General features: G+C 56.4%; 12 protein-coding genes. 5 read left to right on the top strand and 7 right to left on the bottom strand.

Going from position 1 to position 18,755, the window contains the following annotated elements; genetic code table 11:
- Positions 1-17 precede the first annotated feature (17 nt).
- On the top strand, positions 18-791 hold the full coding sequence (locus RE6C_RS24935; RefSeq protein WP_008661103.1) for a M90 metallopeptidase family protein: 774 nt from the start codon (positions 18-20) through the stop codon (positions 789-791).
- Positions 792-1,031: 240 nt separating this feature from the next.
- Here RE6C_RS24935 and RE6C_RS24945 read toward each other — a convergent pair whose 3' ends face one another.
- The 6 genes from RE6C_RS24945 to RE6C_RS24970 form a co-directional block, all read right to left on the bottom strand.
- Positions 1,032-3,929 (bottom strand): FG-GAP-like repeat-containing protein, encoded by a 2,898-nt coding sequence (locus RE6C_RS24945; protein ID WP_236618511.1) that lies wholly within the window; start codon positions 3,927-3,929, stop codon positions 1,032-1,034.
- A gap of 653 nt (positions 3,930-4,582) precedes the next feature.
- Entirely contained in the window at positions 4,583-5,623 is a 1,041-nt protein-coding gene (locus RE6C_RS24950) for a class I SAM-dependent methyltransferase (protein WP_008661110.1), read from the bottom strand.
- Positions 5,616-7,403 carry an endo-1,4-beta-xylanase gene (locus RE6C_RS24955; RefSeq protein WP_008661111.1) on the bottom strand — a complete coding sequence of 596 codons (1,788 nt, stop codon included), beginning with the start codon at positions 7,401-7,403 and terminating at the stop codon, positions 5,616-5,618. Before RE6C_RS24955 ends, RE6C_RS24950 begins: the two co-directional genes overlap by 8 nt.
- Positions 7,404-7,411: 8 nt before the next feature.
- A complete protein-coding gene (gene tyrS, locus RE6C_RS24960) occupies positions 7,412-8,710 on the bottom strand; it encodes a tyrosine--tRNA ligase (protein ID WP_008661113.1) in 1,299 nt (432 codons plus the stop codon).
- Positions 8,707-9,438: a 2-C-methyl-D-erythritol 4-phosphate cytidylyltransferase gene (gene ispD, locus RE6C_RS24965; protein ID WP_236618512.1), complete on the bottom strand. Its 732-nt coding sequence runs from the start codon at positions 9,436-9,438 to the stop codon at positions 8,707-8,709. Before ispD ends, tyrS begins: the two co-directional genes overlap by 4 nt.
- Before the next feature lie 16 nt (positions 9,439-9,454).
- On the bottom strand, positions 9,455-10,732 hold the full coding sequence (locus RE6C_RS24970) for a Gfo/Idh/MocA family protein (RefSeq protein ID WP_008661116.1): 1,278 nt from the start codon (positions 10,730-10,732) through the stop codon (positions 9,455-9,457).
- Between the two features lie 58 nt (positions 10,733-10,790).
- Here RE6C_RS24970 and RE6C_RS24975 point away from each other — a divergent pair, with 58 nt between their 5' ends.
- The 3 genes from RE6C_RS24975 (at position 10,791) to RE6C_RS24985 (ending at position 15,977) form a co-directional block, all read left to right on the top strand.
- A complete protein-coding gene (locus RE6C_RS24975; RefSeq protein ID WP_008661118.1) occupies positions 10,791-11,441 on the top strand; it encodes a hypothetical protein in 651 nt (216 codons plus the stop codon).
- A 16-nt stretch (positions 11,442-11,457) separates the two neighbouring features.
- Complete coding sequence (locus tag RE6C_RS24980) at positions 11,458-12,063, top strand: DUF2585 family protein (protein ID WP_008661120.1); 606 nt, start codon at positions 11,458-11,460, stop codon at positions 12,061-12,063.
- Between the two features lie 122 nt (positions 12,064-12,185).
- Entirely contained in the window at positions 12,186-15,977 is a 3,792-nt protein-coding gene (locus RE6C_RS24985; protein ID WP_008661121.1) for a DUF7133 domain-containing protein, read from the top strand.
- 54 nt (positions 15,978-16,031) lie between these two features.
- Here RE6C_RS24985 and mgtE read toward each other — a convergent pair whose 3' ends face one another.
- Entirely contained in the window at positions 16,032-17,447 is a 1,416-nt protein-coding gene (gene mgtE / locus RE6C_RS24990; protein WP_008661123.1) for a magnesium transporter, read from the bottom strand.
- A gap of 74 nt (positions 17,448-17,521) precedes the next feature.
- Here mgtE and RE6C_RS24995 point away from each other — a divergent pair, with 74 nt between their 5' ends.
- Positions 17,522-18,742: a M20 family metallopeptidase gene (locus RE6C_RS24995; RefSeq protein ID WP_236618513.1), complete on the top strand. Its 1,221-nt coding sequence runs from the start codon at positions 17,522-17,524 to the stop codon at positions 18,740-18,742.
- The last annotated feature ends 13 nt before the right edge of the window (positions 18,743-18,755 follow it).

Raw genomic sequence — 18,755 nt, forward strand, 5'->3', positions numbered from 1 at the left:
CATGCGACCCAGAGCCGATGATGAACCAAGCCCAGCGGATGATTTCCCCCGGAAGACTACTTGGTCTTTCGTTCCTTTGGCTGGCGTTCCTGACTCCCTCATTGGCAAACGACAAACCAGCCAAATCGGTCCCGCGATTCGATCCGGTGGTCCGTGAGATCGAAGGCTGGAAGGTGCACATCGAACCTGTTCTTCTGGGTGAAGCCGTGTCGGGCGACGGCGTTTCCGAGAGCGATCACCGCTCGCTGACGTTGCTTGCCAATCATCTCCAGCGCATCCAGATTTTGATCCCATCCGAAACACTTGCGAAGCTGCAACAAGTCGAGATTTGGATCGAAGAAGAACATCCGAGCCTGGGAACGATGCAGTATCATCCCAGCCGCGGTTGGTTGCTGGCCAACGGTCACGATGAGCGACTGACGAAGAAGGTTCACCTTCCACGAGCGAACCAGTTGCTATCGAAGGAGCAGATGCTCAAGCATCCCGCCATGATTCTGCATGAACTGGCGCATGCCTACCACGATCAGTTCTTGAGCTTTGATCAACCGGAAATCATCGCCGCGTTTGAAGAAGCGAAGACGGGCAAGCGGTACGAAAACGTGTTGCTGTACACCGGCCAAACCGTCCGCCACTACGGGCTGAGCAACCACAAGGAGTACTTCGCTGAAGGCACCGAAGCTTACTTCTATCGCAACGACTTCTTCCCATTCGTGCGAGCCGAACTCAAGCAACACGACCCAACGCTGCACAACCTCCTCGGCCGCCTATGGGGCGAACGTCCACGCAAGTAGTTCGGACTAAGCAAAACGCAGGCCCTGTAAACCGCTGCCTCCGTTTGCTGATGCGTCGTGGCGATCTGCCACCGAAAAAACAGAACCCACTGATAGCAAGGTGGAGTTTAACCGCGATCGCAAGAACGACTCAAAGACTTCTCCGTACTCTCGGTGGCGAGCAAAATCGATTGGAACGAGGGGTGTGGCAACGCTGATGTTGAGGGAGTCATGATCTTTGTCACGACGCGATGATGGCAATCATTGTTGCCTTTGGATCTCGAAGGCCGCGGGTTCTGATTCGAGGAACATCCAGGACGTATCGATGCCCACGTCGTTCCAACGTTGGAGGTCTCCGTTTGGCCATCTAACTTCGACATCGACATTGTCTTGTTGGTCGCCCAAACCGATCGTCATTTCCGGTTGGTCACGGCAAAGGAAGCCGTCACCAGCGGTCACACGGTGCGTGTAGACGCGATCCTCTCCGATCACCTTGATAGCCGCACCGATGGCGTTCCGAGTTGATGTCTTGCCGACCAAAGAAACGCGAATCCAATGGTGAGCGGTCTCTGTACGGTTGAGCAGGATCGCGGAATTCTCGTTCAAGTTGGTGATGGCAACGTCGTCGCGGCCGTCTCCATCGAAGTCCAACCGAGCCATCGCCCGACCCACATGTGGTCTCGCCCAATAGCCGCTGGGATCTGCCACCGATTGAAGCTGATATTTCTTGTTGTGTCGTACAAGCAACTGCATCGGTTGCTCATACGACGGAGTCTGCTCGGCTGGATCATCGATGTATCCGTTGGTCACCATCAAATCAGGCAGACCATTGAGGTCAAAGTCCAACGCCGCGGTGCCAAAGCCCAGCACATTGAAACTATGCCGATGAAGTCCGCTCCCAATGGAGTGATCCCGAAATCCAGAACGACAGCCATAGAAAAGAGAAGCCGGTTCGTCTTGGAAATTGGTGATGTGCAAATCCTCCTGCCCATCCTGATTGAAATCAGCGGCCGCGATTCCCATTGATGCCGAGGGATTTCCAAAGCTGCCGAACGCACAACCATGAACCATCGCCGTTTCGTCCCATCCGTGTTTGGCGTCGCCGGAGTGCGTCCACAGACGATCGTTTTGCTGGTCGTTGCCAATGAAGATCGAGTTGGTTTGAGCGTCCGTGGCATTCTTCTCAGCAGCCATTTTTCCGACTTCCAATCCGACAATGATGCCCAAAGAAGTGTCCGTTACAGTTTCTTCGGACGCACGGATTTCATCAAAACCATCTTCCCAACCAGTTGCTGTCCCCTGTAGTGCGAGGTTGGCCGCTCCAGCAAAACTAGCCGGTCCGATCAAATAAGTTGGCCGTCCGTCCTCGTTGACTGGTGGCTTCCTCCAAATATCTTCGCTATCGGCGTACGCCAAGGCGATCAGATCTTGCATGCCGTCCGCGTTGACATCCGAGATGACGATCGATGAAGGTAGCCAAGTGGTTGGCTTTTGAAGCAGGACATCCCTTTGAAATGTGCCATCGCCACAGTTGGTTAATAGGACAACGGATCCGAATTGGTTCACAGCTAGGTCGTCGAACCCATCCTGATTCCAGTCGCCCGCCGTGACACCTAGCGTGTACATGGTTTCGCCAGTTCCCGCCCATTGACTGACGTCTTTCACTTTCTTGTCAATGTTTCGGTACAGCGGATTGGGCTCGTCCGATTCGAAGGCAGGCGGGTCTGCGGCTCCTTGCGCGCAATAGAGATCACAGCGGCCATCCAGGTCAAAATCGATCGCCGCAATACCACCGCCGAGCGATTGGTAGATCGCAAACGCTTTGGACTGTGGCTCCTTTGCAACACGAAATTGGTGATCCAGACCGACATCCGCGGCGATGTTCTGCCACACCGCAGTTTCAGGCGGTGGGGGCCAGTCGTGTGATCGAGAGCCTGATGCGATCCGTGGCCGATCGGATCGATTGGGTGGCGTAACGGAGTCCGGCAACACGACGTTCCGCTTTGCCTCTGGAAGTGTTGATGGCGGGAAGGCGTTGTCTGATTTGGCGATGCTGGAGAATTGATCCACCAACGAACGTACTTGGTCAGCCGAATCGTTTTGGCGACTCGCCGCGATGGTCCTCCACAAAACGGCTTCCAACGGTCGGTCCAGTGAGTCCAACGCATCCGCTAGTTCCTGCATTGTGTCCTCGGACGGACTCTCGGCGATTTGGTTGCTCAGCCGAATGGTCTTGAGTACCCGACGGAACTGTTGATGATGTTGGTCAGCTAACTGAATGTCGCCCGACGTTCGGTAGGCCTGGCTGAGTCTCTGGATGGAACTGGCGTCGGTAGGGTCGATCGTGATGGCATTGGAGAATGCTGAGATGGCAGCATCGATGTCCTTTCGCCGAAGCGAATGAATGCCCAACGCGGCCCAGTAGTCCGAATAGGCTTGTTGGTCGACGCGACCCTGAGCCAGTCGCTCCGCCACCGTTTTGTCTTGTTGAAGCTCGGCCATCATACGAGTGTGAAAGGCCTCCACATCCGGTGTCTGATATTCCGTTTGCGGACGGGATGCCAGTTGATCTGCTGCACCTTGATAGTCATGTTCCTTGGCCAGTTGACGTGCTTTGGCAACCGGACCGATCGGTCGACTGCTGTCGACCTGAGAGATCGAGATCAAGGCGGCGAGTTCCGGTCGCCGAACATCACCGCTTCGGCACAGCTGCCTCAAGGAGGCTTGGGCGAGTTGTGGACGGCCCATTCGAATCATCAGACCTGCTAGGCGACGGTGAATCATCACTGCATCGGGGGCAACGCGAAGCATTTGCCGGTAGCAGTCCGCGGCTTCTTCTGGACGTCCAAGTTGGACGAGCCAATCGGCCGTTGTCCCCAAGGCTGGCAATGCCGCATCGGATTCTTGGATGGCCGGATTTCTGAGTGTTTTGATGGCTGTTTCGAGGTCGTCTGACGCCGCATGGAGTTGAGCCAGTGTGAACAGGGCAACCGGATCGTTCGGGCTGGCAACCAAATACGGATGCAAAATCTGTTCGGCACCGCGGAGGTCACCCGCCTGGATCAACGACTGAACCTGTTCGGCCGGAAACGGTGTTGCCCCCGGGCTTGAGCTCGGATCCTGGCGCTGTTTCTTGGGCAAGTTGGCCGCAACAGGCATTGGTTCCGAATCAGCGGGCCCCGATTCCGAATCCACTTTTGCGTGTTCCGATAGCGTGCTTGAAGAGTCCCGCGTGCTCGCCTGTCGCCTTTCACTTCGTGTAGAAGAAGATCGATCTGGATTGCAGCCGAACAACAACGGCAAAATCATCAACGTCGTAAGAACCTTCCGTCCAGTCCATCTTGAATCAATCAATCGTCCATTCCACGGTCGAGGCAGGTGGTTATTTTGATGTTGGGTCAAATGCTCTCGACTCATTTACAGACCTTTGATGCAGGCTGATAAAAGACGGTTTCGCGTTGCGGCAAAGCAGTTATGTTTTCGCCGCTGCAAATGAACGAAACCATGAAGTAGCAACACAAAGTGTCAGTCGTATGGAGCTTCCCGGTAAATGCGAACTCTGAGCGTTTTGCATTTTGGTGAGCGATTGTCGCTATGTCGCCGCTCGCAATGGTACCTGGGCGGCGAACGTATCGGGATCGTGATCCGAAAATCGGAAAGGTCATGGCGGAGGGAAAGTTTCAGAAAAAAATCCACCCAAGCCAAGAAAGGCCTATTTGGTGAGCCTCGCCGGCTGGTGTTCACGGCGGACTGAAGTGTCAGTGGTCGGCGATAGAGATGTGCCGCAACTCACTTCGTGCGGCCTGCTGCTGTCACTCGCGGGTGAAACGCAGCAGGTCGTAGGACTGGGCGGTCTTTCGATCGGTCATTTCCAGCGGCCACCAGTCGTATTCGAGGTAGCGATCGGTTTGCTTGGTGATGACATAAGCCTCTCCGCCCGACCGCAGTTTCTTCGCGGCGGTGACCATGAAATGCTCGGCGATTCGGAAGTCGCCGTAGTAGGGCGGGTTGAGCAACGCGATGTCGCAAGCTGGCACGTTCGGTAGCTCTCCATCGTGATTCACGATGGCGGTGAGGTTCTTGATCTGGTTTCGAGCCGCCGCTCGCTCGGTGCACTGGACGGCTCGCGAATTGCAATCGACAGCGTATGCGTGACCGGTTTGTGATCGCACGGCGGCCGCCATCGCGACGGCTCCATTTCCGCACCCCAGTTCCAGGACCGTGGAGCCTTCGGGAATGGGCGCGTGCCGGATCATTGCCGCGGCGGCTCGGTCGACCGACCGATGAGAGAACACCGATGGACGAGAATGCACGGTCAGGATGCGATCGTCGACTCGGTGAGTGAATTCGGCGTCGAAGGTTTTGGGTTTGAATGTCTCGGATGATTTTCGCACGACATAAACTCGCCCGGCCGGATCGTCGTGGCATCGGACTTTGGGACCGAGAGCCTGCAATTGATTCAGCAGCCACGTGTCTTTGGGAGCGTTGACCGCGGCGATCAGTTCACCACCGATCGTAAGGCGCTGCCATGATTGATGAATCAGGTCCCGATTCATCTCCGCTTCGCCGGTTTTCAAGATCGGCAACAAAGCGAGATCCCACGAGGTGTCAGGAAGATCGGGTTGGCAGATCACATGAACGTCTTCGGAGGTCACCTCGCGCGCACGTTCGGCGCGGTGCAAATCCACGAACCAGCTTGTGACCTTGCTGTTTGGAAATGCGGCAATCAGTGCATTGGCGGCTTGTCCACGGCCCGGTGACATCACGATCGCGGAGGCGAGCGATGAACGCGTGGAAGAAGCCAGGTGATCGATCAGCAATTGTTCCGACGGAAGCGGTGGCAGGTCACTCACCGCCAACTCCAATTTGCAAGGTGATGGTTTCATCCTCGAGTAGATTCACGGTTCGAATCCGTGCCCAATCCTGGGCTTCGGCTTGAACGCGATGGATGCCACGAAAGGCTCGGACGGTGGCAATGCCTTCGGCATCCGTTTGAACGGTTTGGTCGGTCCACCAGTCTTGGAAGATCAGCTCTTCCCAGACTTGGCCGTTGGGTTTGGTCGACCAATCTTCGCGAATCATGGCGCCGTGGGGACGCCACATGTCGCCTTCCCAAAAACCCCAGGTCGTGAAACCGGTGGTCGCGGGATGGGCGAACACCAGCGTGAGAAAATCGCGAGTGAATTGGGCTTGGGTGGCTTCGTCACGTGTGTCGACGTCAAACTCGGTGATTTCGACCGGCAACTGGAATCGTGACAGCTCGTTGAGGACTTTCCAGGCTTCCGGCATCGTGATCAGGTTGGCTTGGAAGTGCCCTTGGATGCCGATGCCTTCGACGGCCCCGCCGCTTTCCAAGATTTGTTCGATCTGCTGGATGTAAGTCGTGAGATGTTTTGAGCGTTCGCTGCCGCCGGTCATCAATCCGTATTCGTTGATGAACCAACGAGCATTTGGTTGTGAACGTTGGCCGCGGTTGAACACGTCGGCGTAGTAGTCACGTCCCAGGACGTCGCCGACCAGTGATACATCGCGAAGTTCGTTGATCGCATCCCAGACCGCGATTGGCATGTCACGTGTTCGCTCCAGAGCGGCGTCCATGGCCGTTTCGATTTCGGTTTGGAACCGCGACGGTTGATCGGCCAATTGTTTGACTCGATCGGGAATGAACTGCGGGTACAGCAGCAAGTGGTTCTTGATTTCGAATCCCGCGTCGATGGCCCATTCGGCGGTCGCATCGGCTTTAACGACACCGGCTGGACGATCCGTTCCCCAGTCCGCCCAGTAGCGAGGCAGGGTGACACGGTTGAACCAACGCTTGGTTTGTTCGCGAAATTTGGCCGCGTTTTCGCCGGCGTGGATCGGCGTGTTGCCGACGAATGTTCCGAATGCGTAGTCGTGCTTTTGTTGCTGAACTTGAACCGTTGCACCAGCCAGCGGTTGACCAGCGGCATCGACGACTCGGATGGTGAGGTTGCGTTTACGATGGCGATCGATGCTGCGCTGAGCTTCCGCTCGCCAGGCATCGTTGTCCGCGCCTGGGTAGAACAACCGCGTGAACGGGAGGCTCGCGTCGGGAACGTTTCCCAACCCGATCAATTTCAGATCGCGAATTTCGAGTCGTTGCTTTTTCTCGGCGCACTGGATCGAGGCGTAGACACGATTGGCGTCGTAGTCCTGCTTGGCACGAAAGCAGATTCGAAACGGATGCCACTGATTGGGAACGTCGAAGGAGCGAAACCCGTTGGGTTCTTCGATTGGTTCCCAGGGATCGTTGGTCGCCATCGAGACATGAATGCTTCCCAGTCCATCCGTGCTGGATGCGATGGCTCGTGCATCGAAGGAGACGCAGAACACGTCGGATGTCGACACCGAGTTTGAGATCGGCTCGCACTGAACCTGCAGCGCCCAGGCTTCTTCTTGCGGGGCAGGGCAGTTGACCGTGATCAGGTTGTTTTGTCGGTCGATCGAACCGGTGCCGGGGCGGGCATCGAGTCGAAATTCGGCGGTGGGAACGAGCGTGGTTCCCTCCGCCGAAGTTTGCGATTCTTGTGCGAACGCATGGATGAGCGTGGCCGGTGCTCCGAGTGAACTCAGGAGCAAAGCGATTGCCAAAGAGGCCTGCCACCGACGCATGATCGAGCTCAATCTTGGATCTTGAGCAGGGCGTATTTGCGTTTGCCGCGGCGAAGCACCAAGACAGATCGGCCGTCTAAGTCATCGACGGTCAGGCGTTTTTGAACGTCTTCCACGCGAGTGTTGTTGACGTACACGCCGCCTTCGGACAAAGCCCGTCGAGCGTCGCCGCCGCTGTTGCACAGTTTCGCGGTTTGCAATGCTTCGACGATCCACAGGCCTTCGCCTTCAAGAGCCGATTTTGGAACGTCGCACGAAGGAACGTCGGCAAAGATCTCACGCAGTTGTGAATCCGTGGTGTCACCGAGTTCACCACCGAACAGAATCTGTGTGGCTCGTTGAGCCGATTGGACTCCGGCTTCGCCGTGAACCAATTCGGTCAGCCACTGGGCCAGTCGTTTCTGTGCGGTGCGTTGTCCGGGATCGTTCTTGGTCTTGTCTTCGAGTTCGTCGTATTCGGCTCGCTCGATTTCGGTCAGGTACGCCAAGCATCGCATCACGTCTTCATCGGCGACGTTGATCCAGTACTGGTAAAACGCGTACGGGCTGGTTCGCTCGGGATCCAGCCACACGGCGCCCGATTCGGTCTTGCCCATTTTGCGACCGTCGCTGGTTGTCAGCAGCGGCGCGGTGATGCCGAACAATTGCTTGCCCAGCATGCGACGACCCAGGTCGATTCCAGCGGTGATGTTGCCCCACTGGTCACTGCCTCCGGCTTGGATGCGACAATCATGAGTCTTGGCGAGGTTCACGAAGTCGTAAGCCTGCAACAGCATGTAGCTGAATTCGGTGTAGCTCAGGCCGGCTTCGCTTTCCAATCGACTGCGGACAGATTCTTTGCCCATCATCGCACCGACGGGAAAGTTCTTGCCGACGTCGCGAAGGAATTCGAGGTAGGAGTAATCCTTCATCCAGTCGAAGTTGTTCAGCAGCTTGGCTGCGTTTTCACCTTCGAAGTCGAGGAAGTGACGCATTTGAGCCGCGACGCCATCGACATTCTTTTGCAGTTGATCCGCTGACAACAGATTGCGTTCTTCGCTTTTGCCGCTGGGGTCTCCGATCATCCCGGTGGCACCGCCGACCAAGGCAATCGGATTGTGACCGGCGCGTTGGAAGCGACGCAGCATCATCAACTGCATCATGCCGCCGACGTGCAGCGAGGTCGCCGTTGGGTCAAACCCGATGTAGATCGTTTGAGGACCGGAGTTGAGAAGCTCAGCGATTCCGTTTTCGTCGGTGGTTTGATTCAGCAAACCACGCCAACGGAGATCTTCGATCAGTGAATTGGTGGCGTTGGAAGTGGTCATACGAATTCGCTTCGGCACTCGTTCAGGATCGCCTCCGCGATGCGGAGATCTTCGGGGAAGGTGATTTTCAGATTGTCAGCGGAACCAGGGACAAGCAGAACCGGGTGAGAGGTTCGCTCCACCAGTTGAGCGTCGTCGGTGGCCAGTCGGCCTCGATCGCGTGCGTAAGCTTGACAAATGACGTCGATCGCGAACACCTGGGGAGTCAACGCGACAAAAGCGTTGCGGCGATCGACGGTTTCCGATCCGTTGCCCGTGGTTCGTTTCAGGGTTCCGGAAACGGGAGCGGCCAGGATGGCGGCGCCGGTTTCAGCGGCCTTGGCGAAGACTCGGTCCAGGTCAGCTTGCCGGACCAAGGGGCGTGCGGCGTCGTGGATCGCGACCAGCGTTTGCGCGGATGCATTGGCGACAGTGGATTCGGCTGCGAATTTCTTGACCGCGTCCAATGCCGCGCCAACGCTTTCGCTGCGAGTCGCGCCGCCGCGAACGAGGTGAATCGGAGCGGCGGAGGAGATGGCCGCGATTTGTTCACGAAACGTGGACTCGTCTTCTTCGGAAACCGCCAGCACGATTTGCCGGACGTCGCCGCGATGTTGGAATCGATCGACGGTGTGTTGCCACAGCGGTTTGCCATCCAAGATCGCAAACAGCTTGTTGGACTGGCTGCCAAAGCGTTGCCCGCTGCCAGCAGCGGGCATGATCACGGAAACAGAAGCAGCGCGGTTCATAAAGCGGGAACGCCGATCAAACGCGAGCGACGGGGTGCTTCAGTGGCAACCAAGCGGCATTGTCTTGGCTGCTGGCGACGCACTGTTGGATGAAGTACATGCCTTCGACGCCGTCATGAACGCTTGGGTAGAGCGACTTCTCGCGATCGATGGTGGTTCCTTCGGCGCGTTTGGCCATGTCGTCGAACGCGGCGGCGTAGACGTTTGCGAAGGCTTCGAAGAAGGCTTCGGGGTGACCCGATGGCAAACGGCACGATGCCGCGGCGGTTTCGTGCATGTAAGGCGCGTTGGGATCACGTGTGTAGATTTGGTGAGCCTTGCCGTTTTGACGGTAGTGCAATTCGTTCGGGTTTTCTTGACGCCATTTCAGCGAACCCTTGGTGCCATCGATTTCGATTTCCACATCGTTTTCGCGGCCGTGGCTGATTTGCGATGCGGTGACGGTTCCCAGAGCACCGTTTTCGTAGCGGATCACGGCGGTGCCGTAATCGTCCAGCTTGCGGCCTTCGACGAATGATTTCAGGCTGCAACTGACCGTTTCGGGCAACACGCCCGTCATGAAGCGGCCCAGGTTGTAGGCGTGCGTGGCGATGTCGCCGAAAGCACCTGCGGCACCGCTCTTGGACGGGTCGGTTCGCCAGGAGGCTTGCTTTTGGTCGTCGTCTTCCAGTTTGTCGCGAAGCCAGCCTTGGATGTACTGCGAACGGATCGCGTTGATCTCGCCGAGTTCACCACTCAGGATCATTTCGCGAGCTTGGCGAACGAGCGGATAGCCGGTGTAGTTGTGTGTCAGAGCGAAGACGACGTCGGAGTTTTCGACCGTTTTCAGCAATTGTTCGGCTTGATCCAAATCGAACGTCATCGGTTTGTCACAGACGACGTTGAAGCCGGCTTCGACCGCAGCTTTGGCGATTTCGAAGTGCGTGTGGTTGGGCGTGGTGACGCTGACGAAGTCGATCCGTTGGTCTTCTGGCAACCGCGATTCGGCGTCCAGCATGGCTTCGTAACTGCCGTACGCTCGTGATTCGTCGACGCCGTATCCGGGGGCGGAGTTGCGGCTGCGTTCGGGATTGCTGGAGAAGGCTCCGGCGACCAATTCGCTGCGATTGTCCAATCCGGCGGCGACGGTGTGGACGCGACCGATGAACGATCCCAGACCACCGCCAACGATTCCCATGCGGAGTTTTCTGTTCAGGGGAGCATTGAGCGACATGATGATTTTCGCGAGAAACGTGGAAAGAGGCGGTCCAGGACACGAGATTCCAATCGTAAAGTTCTCAGCCGATGCGTACAATCACAGGCTGAATCAACTCCATTGTTCCCTTCCTCTGCCGCTAGCTGAGAAACGATTCATGAAAGACTTTGCTGATCCCGCTCAATTGCCAGTCGTTCCAACCGAATCAACGCGATGCTGTGGGAATCGCGGATGGATGGTCGGTTTAGTCGGTGTGACGGCTGCAGCCATTGGGGCGGCCATCTACTTCGCAGGTGTCGCCTCCGAAGCCCGTCGTTCTGCAGAAACTGCCGCCGTGGGTGCGAACCCATCCGCACTGGCCAATTGGCAGAACCTGCCGATCGCCAACGCGACCGCCGCGGTAAGCAGCGAAACGTTTTCGCTCGCGACGGGTGCCGTCAGTGATCAAGCGGACGGATTGTTCGTCCTGGATCACAATTCGGGTTTGCTTCAGTGTTCCGTGATGTACCCACGAGTCAATCGTTTTGCGGCCACGTTCACCGTCAACATCTCCGATGCGTTGGGGACCGATGGCAAAGGTGGGTCGTACATCATGGCGACCGGGCAAGCTGATTTCCCTCGTAGTAGCAGCAACCCGGTTGGGCGTTCGGTCATTTATGTCTTGGATACCGCAACTGGCAACTACGCTTGCTATGGCGTTCCCTTCAATGCTCAAGCGATGAATGCCAACCGTCCACAACAAGGTTTGTTGGTGTTGATCGGACAAGGAACCGCGAACCCGGTGATCGATCGCGATAACTTGCGTTGATCCAGAAACGGTTCAGTTGAACGCGAGTTCGTCCGAAAAGCTTGAAGTCACCGACGATCGATTCCAAAAGGATCGGTCGTGGACGACTGCGTGGATCGCGGGTTTGATTGTCGTCGGCATGGTCTTGGTGCTGGCGGGGATGGGCCGTCGATTCTGGTGCGACTGCGGGTCGTGGGTGCCATGGTCTTGGGACATTTGGACCGCCCATAATTCTCAGCACCTGATCGATCCCTATTTCTTTTCGCACGTTTTGCACGGCGTGCTGTTTTTCTGGGTACTCCGCTGGGTGCCTCGCCTGAATCGGACGCAATGCCTGTTGATCGCGTTGGGGCTGGAGGCAAGCTGGGAGATCTTGGAGAACTCGCCGTTGATCATCAAACGCTACCGCGAAGCGACGATGGCGGTGGGGTACACCGGTGATTCGATCGCGAATTCGGTCACGGATTTGGCGGCCTGCACGTTGGGATACTGGTTCTCATCCAGATTTCCTTGGCGTTGGTCGGTCGCGTTGTTTGTGGCCAGCGAGATCTTGATGTTGATCATGATTCGCGACAATTTGCTGCTGAACGTGTTGATGCTGGTCAGCCCAATTCCTGCGATCCAAGAGTGGCAGAGCGGCTGATTCGATCTTGCAGGCACCCTCCGCCGGATGGTATTGCGGAGTGTGAATGTTTGAAAATCGGCGTGTTGGACGCCCTTTTCATTGAAAATGACTGACTCCACGCCATGGAAGGCTGAATCAGGATGTCTGCTGGACGATTCCATTTGATCGCGTTGACGCTCGCCGTCGGTGCTTTGTGTTTAGGTTGGGACACTCGAACCTTCGCGGCGGAAGCGGAGTGGATTTGGGCGTCAGGAACAACCGCTGAGCAAGCGATCCCGCACGGCGAAACGTGCTGGTTCCGCAAATCTTTGAATTTGCGTCACCGTGGCGAAGCGATCGTCGAAGTTGCCGCTGATGATGCCTACGAAGTGCACGTCAACGGGCGCAAAGTCGGTGAGGGCGAGTCCTACCGGCAGATGCAAGAATTCGACATCAGCGACTACATCGAACCGGGACGCAATGTCGTCGCGGTTCAAGTTCAGAACACCCGTGGAAACACCGCTGCTCTGGTCGCACGCGTGTCGATTCGACCTGAAACGGGTGAGAAGTGGTTCACGTTCAGTTCCGATCGAACATGGAAAACCAATCTGCAAGAAGTCCCGTTGTGGAACACCGCTGCGTACAACGACGGAGCTTGGCTGCCAGCGTCGACGTTTGGTCCGCTTGGCGAAACCGCTCCGTGGGATCGCGAACCCAGTGTCGAAGTTGAAGTCGCCAAAGAGAATTCCGAACGCTTTCAAATCCAACGCGGCTTCGGTGTTCAACGTCTGATCAACGACGACCAAGTCGGATCAGTCATTGCGATGGCGTTTGACGAGTTCGGCCACGTTTTGCTTTCGCAAGAAGGCGGGCCATTGTTGATTGTCACCGACCGCGACGACGATGGTGTCCCCGAAGACGTCCAAACGTATTGCGACAAAGTCGAATCCATTCAAGGCATTTTGCCGCTCAATGGCGAGGTGTTCGTGACCGCCGATGGGCCAGACGGATCGGCTCTTTATCGATTGATCGACAAGGATCGAAACGGCGAACTTGAAACGGTCAAGACAATCGTCAAGTTCAGCGGCAGCGGTGGCGAGCACGGTCCTCACGGATTGCGTTTAGGCCCTGACGGAATGATCTATGTTTCGGTTGGAAGTTACGTCAAGCCGATCGGAAAGACTGGTAGCGGTGAGACATTGAAAGACACTTACGAAGGCGATTTGTTGCCTCGTTACGAAGATCCGGGCGGGCACGGTCGAGGCGTGAAGGCTCCCGGTGGAACGATCATTCGAACCGATATCGAAGGCAAGGTCATCGAGCGAATCGCCGGTGGACTGCGAAACGCATACGACTTGGCATTCCACCCCGAAGGCAACTTGTTCGTGCATGACGCGGACATGGAAGCCGACGTTGAAACACCTTGGTATCGGCCCACGGCTCTGGTGGATGTTACCGAAGCGGGTGAGTTTGGTTGGCGAACTGGTTGGGCGAAATGGCCTGAGTATTACATCGATCGATTGCCAAACGTGCTGGACACTGGACGCGGCAGCCCGACCGGAATTGAGTGCTATGAGCACCACATGTTCCCGGTTCGATATCACAACAGTTTGTTCATGGCCGATTGGTCCGAAGGTCGGATCCTGAACGTCCGTCTGAAACCCAATGGCAGTGGATTCCAAGCTGACAGCGAAGTGTTCCTGAAAGGGCAGCCGCTCAACGTCACGGACTTGGCCGTCGGTCCCGATGGAGCGTTGTATTTCTGCACGGGCGGTCGCGGGACTGCTGGTGGCGTTTATCGAGTTGTCTATCAAGGCAAAATTCCAGAAGCGATGAAGCAACTCGGCAGCGGGATCGCCGCCGCGGTTCGCCAGCCTCAATTGGACGCTGCTTGGTCGCGTCAACGAATCGCCGCGATTCGACGCGAGTTGGGTAGCGATTGGGACCAGCAATTGGCCGGTGTTGCATATAGCGATGAGAATCCGCCGTCCTATCGCATTCGAGCGATGAACCTGATGCAAATGTACGGGCCCGTTCCAAGCGACGATTTGCTGATCGAATTGTCCAAGGCCGAAAGCGAATTGGTTCGACGTCGCGCCGCGATTCAGCTGGGGCTGAACCCGTCAGCACGTGCGAAGGACCGTTTGAATGACATGCTGACCGACAGTGACTTGCGAGTCCGTCGTGCGGTTTGCGAAGCCATGCTTCGTAGCAATCAAATTCCGAGCGACCCGCAGCCATTGATTGATTTGTTGGCTCACGAGGATCGGGTTCTCTCTTATGTGGCTCGCCAAGTTTTGCAACGCATTCCAGCGGCAAAATGGAAAGAGACCGTCATTCTGCACAAAGACACACGGACCGCTTTGGTTGGCATGTTGGCATTGGTTGCCGCTGATACCAACAAGGCGACCGGATTGTTGGTTCTGAAGCGAACCAGCAACATGATGAAAGAATTCTTGAGCGACAAAGACTTTGTCGACACGCTACGCCTTTGCCAGGTCACGCTGCATCGTTGCAACATCAAGGCCGGCGAAGTTCAGTGGTTGTCCAAACAAATCGCGGATGAATTCCCCGCTGGCGATTCTCGCATGAATCACGAATTGATTCGCTTGGCGAGCTATCTGCAAGCTGAGTCTTTGGTTCCTCGGGCGATGGAGTATTTGGAATCCGATGCACCGGAGTTGGATCGCGTTTTAGCTGCGATGTGTTTGCAACGCATCGATCGTCAATGGTCGGCTCGTGAGCGATTCGCGTTGTTAAAGTTCTACGAAGGTATCGCCGGACGAGACAGCGAGGGTTCGTTGCCAATGTACATGGTGGGTGTGACGCGAGATTTCGCTCGACATCTTTCGGAAGACGACATCCAAGCGATCTTGGACGAAGGCAGCCGTTGGCGTAATTCCGCCCTTGGTGCTTTGTTCCAGTTGAAGCGTCCAATTGACGAAGCGACCGCCGAAAAGCTGCGGACACTGGACGATGAGCTCACCAACGAAGCCAAGGTGGACGATGTTCACCGGCGTTTGCGAACCGGAATCATCGCGATGTTGGCTTCGGCTCCTGACGACGCGTCGGCGGCGCACCTGCGAAAAATTTGGCGAACCGAACCTCAGCGTCGAGCAGTTGTGGCAATGGCATTGGCACAAAACCCTGACGGTGAAAACTGGGACTACTTGGTTCGCAGTTTGAATGTCCTGGATGGACCGGCCGCGAATGAAGTTGTCACTCGGCTCCGTTCGGTGCCAATCGCCACCGATGATCCGATGGCTCTTCGGTCGTTGGTCCTGATGGGGCTGCGTGCGGAGAAAGAAGGCACCACCTTTGAAAGTGTGGAGCAATTGCTCGAGCACTGGACTGGTATGCAACGTCCCGAAGGCGTGAAGCTGTCGATGACTCCATGGCAACGTTGGTACGCCAAGACGTTCCCGGATCGTCCAGCGGCAGAATTGCCACGAGAAGATGAATCGAAATGGGATTTCGAACAGTTGATTTCTCACCTGGAAAGTGATGAAGGGCAGGGCGGTGACGCTCTGGCAGGTGCGGAGGTTTATGCCCGAGCCCAATGTGCGAATTGTCACCGTGCCGGGAATCAAGGCACCGTCATCGGTCCTGATCTGACCAGCGTGGCTCGTCGATTCACACGTCGCGAGATCCTAGAATCCGTTTTGTATCCATCACATGTTGTGAGCGATCAATACGCCAGCAAGAAGGTGCTGACGTTGGACGGTGAGGTCTACGTCGGAATGGTCAGCAAAGCTGGCGGCGATTTGCAAATTCGCGATTCGAACAACAACGTGACCACGTTGGCGGAGTCGGAAGTGGATCTGATCCAGCCCAGCCGATCGAGCATCATGCCGAGTGGTTTGCTGGACGATTTGTCGCTGCAGGACATCACTGACTTGATGGCATACCTCAACGACGCTCGCCGAGTTGAGATCGCAACCCGACCGAAGTGATTCGGGCTGCGAGGCGTTGTTCAAAAAGGGTGAGAACCCTTTGACGGGCGAGGGCTAGATCAAGCGTTCGAGCATTGCGGTGGCCAGTCCAAGGACGAGGAAGAAGCCGCACATGTCGGTCACGGTTGTTAGCAACGGGCCACTGGCGACTGCGGGGTCAAACCCGAGTCGTTTCAGTAGCAATGGCACGGTGCCTCCGATGGAAACGGCGATCAAAGTGTTGGCACACAACGCCACGCCCACCACGAGTCCCAGGTAAGGGTTGCCGTCCCAGACAACAGCAACGATTGCGACCAGCAATCCCAGGACCGATCCATTGATCAGTCCGACGCTGATTTCTTTCAGCCACACGCGAATCATTTCGGTGGGGCGAACCAAGCCGAGTGAAAGTTCTCGCATGCTCACCGCGACGGCTTGGTTGCCGCTGCAACCGCTCATGTCACTGATGATAGGCAAGAACACCGCCAGAGCGATCACCTTGGACAACGTGTCTTGATAAACGGCGATCACGCCGGCGGCACCGATGTTGAGCAAGATGTTGATGCTGAGCCAACTGAGCCGTCGTTTTGCACGTTGCCAAAGCGGCATCGTTCGCAGTTCTTCACCGCCGATGATCCCTTGGCTTTTTAGAAAATCGTTCTCGGCTGCGCGAGTCGATTCGTAGTCCACGGCATTTCGGTGGACGACGCCCAGCAGTTTGTGGTTGTCGTCGACGACGGGCACGCCAAGGAAATGGTGGGCGTCGAAGAAGTCACGTAGTTCATCCAGCGGCATGCTGGCGGTGATCGACAACGGGTCGAGGATCATGATGTCCGCAACCGGGTCGGTGCGTTTGGCGAACAACAGGTTTCGCATTGGCAACACGCCAACCAGCTTTTCGTCGTCATCGGTCAGGTAGGCATACTGAACGTCGTAGTCGCGGAATTCCTCTGCATTTTCAGAGAGTGTCGTGATGACTTCGTGAACCAAGCTCTTCTGATTGAAACGCAGAATCTCACGAACCAGCAGACCACCGGCTTGGTCATCGCTGTACGCGGCCAATTCCCGAACCGAGGCGGCGTCTTCGGGAGGCAACGCGCGCAGAATGGATTCGGCTTGATCGTCGTCCAAGTCACCCAGCAAGTCAGCCTGTTCGTCGCTGGTCATCTCCTGGACGATGGCGGCGGCGTCCGAAACTTCGAGCGAGTCGACCAATTCGGCGGCTTGCGTTTCGCTGAGGTGACGCAGGATTTCGGCCGCTTCCTCGGCGGGAAGCAAGGTCAAGACGGCGCAGTAATGTTCCTCGTCCAAACGGTTCAGCGCCAACGCTTGGTCATTGGGGCCTAGTTTGGAGAGGAAGTTTTCGACGCCGATCGCGTCGCCTGCTTCGGCCAGTTCGCCCAATCGCTCCCATGGTCGCCAATCCGATTGCTGGGCGGATTCGTCGAGATCAGAAGTCGTGGGTTGTTCGGGGGAGGCGGGGACATTCACTGGTGCAGGGGGCCGCTTGAAGGTGTAGATTGTCGGATTTGAGTTGCCACGGCTGTTCCTACCGAGACCTCGTTTTGTCACTTGCTGTTCGTCTACTGTCCGAATTGATCGCTTATCCAACGGTCAGTCATACCAGCAACGGAGCGATCACGGAGTGGGTGGCAGTTCGTTTGCGAGCGCAAGGGTTCGAATGTGAGCAAACGCGGTACCTGGATGGTGAAGGTGTCCCAAAATTCAATTTAATTGCCAAGCGTTTGCCACCGGATTCCAGTTTGGAATCGGGCAATTTGTCGACGCAATCCATCGATCGGCTTGAGTTGGATCGACCCGAAAACGAGATCGGGTTGGCGTATTTCTGTCACACCGATGTCGTCCCCGCGGATCGTTGGGGAGGACCGGGCGGAAACCCATTTGAGGCCGTGGTCGAAGACAACCGTCTGTATGGTCGTGGTGCTTGTGACATGAAGGGATCGCTGGCAGCGATGCTGGCGGCGATCGACGGTTTGGATGCCTCAAAACAATCCGCACCGCTATGGATCGTTTGCACCGCCGACGAAGAAGTCGGGCTTCGTGGTGCCAAGGAATTGGCCCAAAGCAGTCCGGCGTATCGCGAAATCGTTTCTCGCAATCCGGTTGCGTTGATCGGTGAGCCAACGGAACTTCGAATTGTCCACGCTCATAAAGGCATGGGCGGGTTCCGAGTGATCTCGCATGGCAAAGCCGCCCACAGCAGTACCGCGAAAGGCATCAACGCGAACGTCGCGATGATACCGTTGTTGCAGACGATCCTTGAGTTGCACGAACGGGTTCAGACTGACCCTATGTTGCGGGACGACCGATTCGACCCTCCGACGTTGACCTTCAATTTTGGAATCAGTGACCACGCCGACGCGACCAACATCGTGCCCGACCGAAGTGAAGTTTGGGCCAATTGGCGAACCATGCCCAACGTCGACGGTGAGTGTTTGATGGAGGACGCGAAGGTTGCCGCTGAGCAACTCGGATTGCAATTTCGCGGTTACAAATCGGTCGCTCCGCTGGAAACATCAATTGACGATCCCACGCTCGTTCGGATGTGCGAGCTGGCCAGTTCTTACTGCGGACGTGATAAACCGGAGACGGTTTGTTATGCGACTGACGGTGCGGTGTTGGGAGAACTTCAGCATCGAATTGTTTGCGGACCGGGCAGCATCGAACAGGCGCACACGATTGATGAGTTCATCGAACTGGAATCGCTCGAGAATGGAGTCGCACTGTTTCGAGATGCGATTCAGGCCTTCTCAATGCGGTCTTGATTGACTTGCGTGA

Source organism: Rhodopirellula europaea 6C (genome assembly GCF_000338295.1).
GTDB classification, from domain to species: Bacteria; Planctomycetota; Planctomycetia; order Pirellulales; family Pirellulaceae; genus Rhodopirellula; species Rhodopirellula europaea.

Coding starts and splice junctions, on each gene's coding strand:
- RE6C_RS24935 (WP_008661103.1), top strand. CDS start 18: ATGATGAACCAAGCCCAGCGGATGATTTCCCCCGGAAGACTACTTGGT.
- RE6C_RS24945 (WP_236618511.1), bottom strand. CDS start 3,929: ATGCCTGTTGCGGCCAACTTGCCCAAGAAACAGCGCCAGGATCCGAGC.
- RE6C_RS24955 (WP_008661111.1), bottom strand. CDS start 7,403: ATGCGTCGGTGGCAGGCCTCTTTGGCAATCGCTTTGCTCCTGAGTTCA.
- tyrS (WP_008661113.1), bottom strand. CDS start 8,710: ATGACCACTTCCAACGCCACCAATTCACTGATCGAAGATCTCCGTTGG.
- ispD (WP_236618512.1), bottom strand. CDS start 9,438: ATGAACCGCGCTGCTTCTGTTTCCGTGATCATGCCCGCTGCTGGCAGC.
- RE6C_RS24975 (WP_008661118.1), top strand. CDS start 10,791: ATGAAAGACTTTGCTGATCCCGCTCAATTGCCAGTCGTTCCAACCGAA.
- RE6C_RS24985 (WP_008661121.1), top strand. CDS start 12,186: ATGTCTGCTGGACGATTCCATTTGATCGCGTTGACGCTCGCCGTCGGT.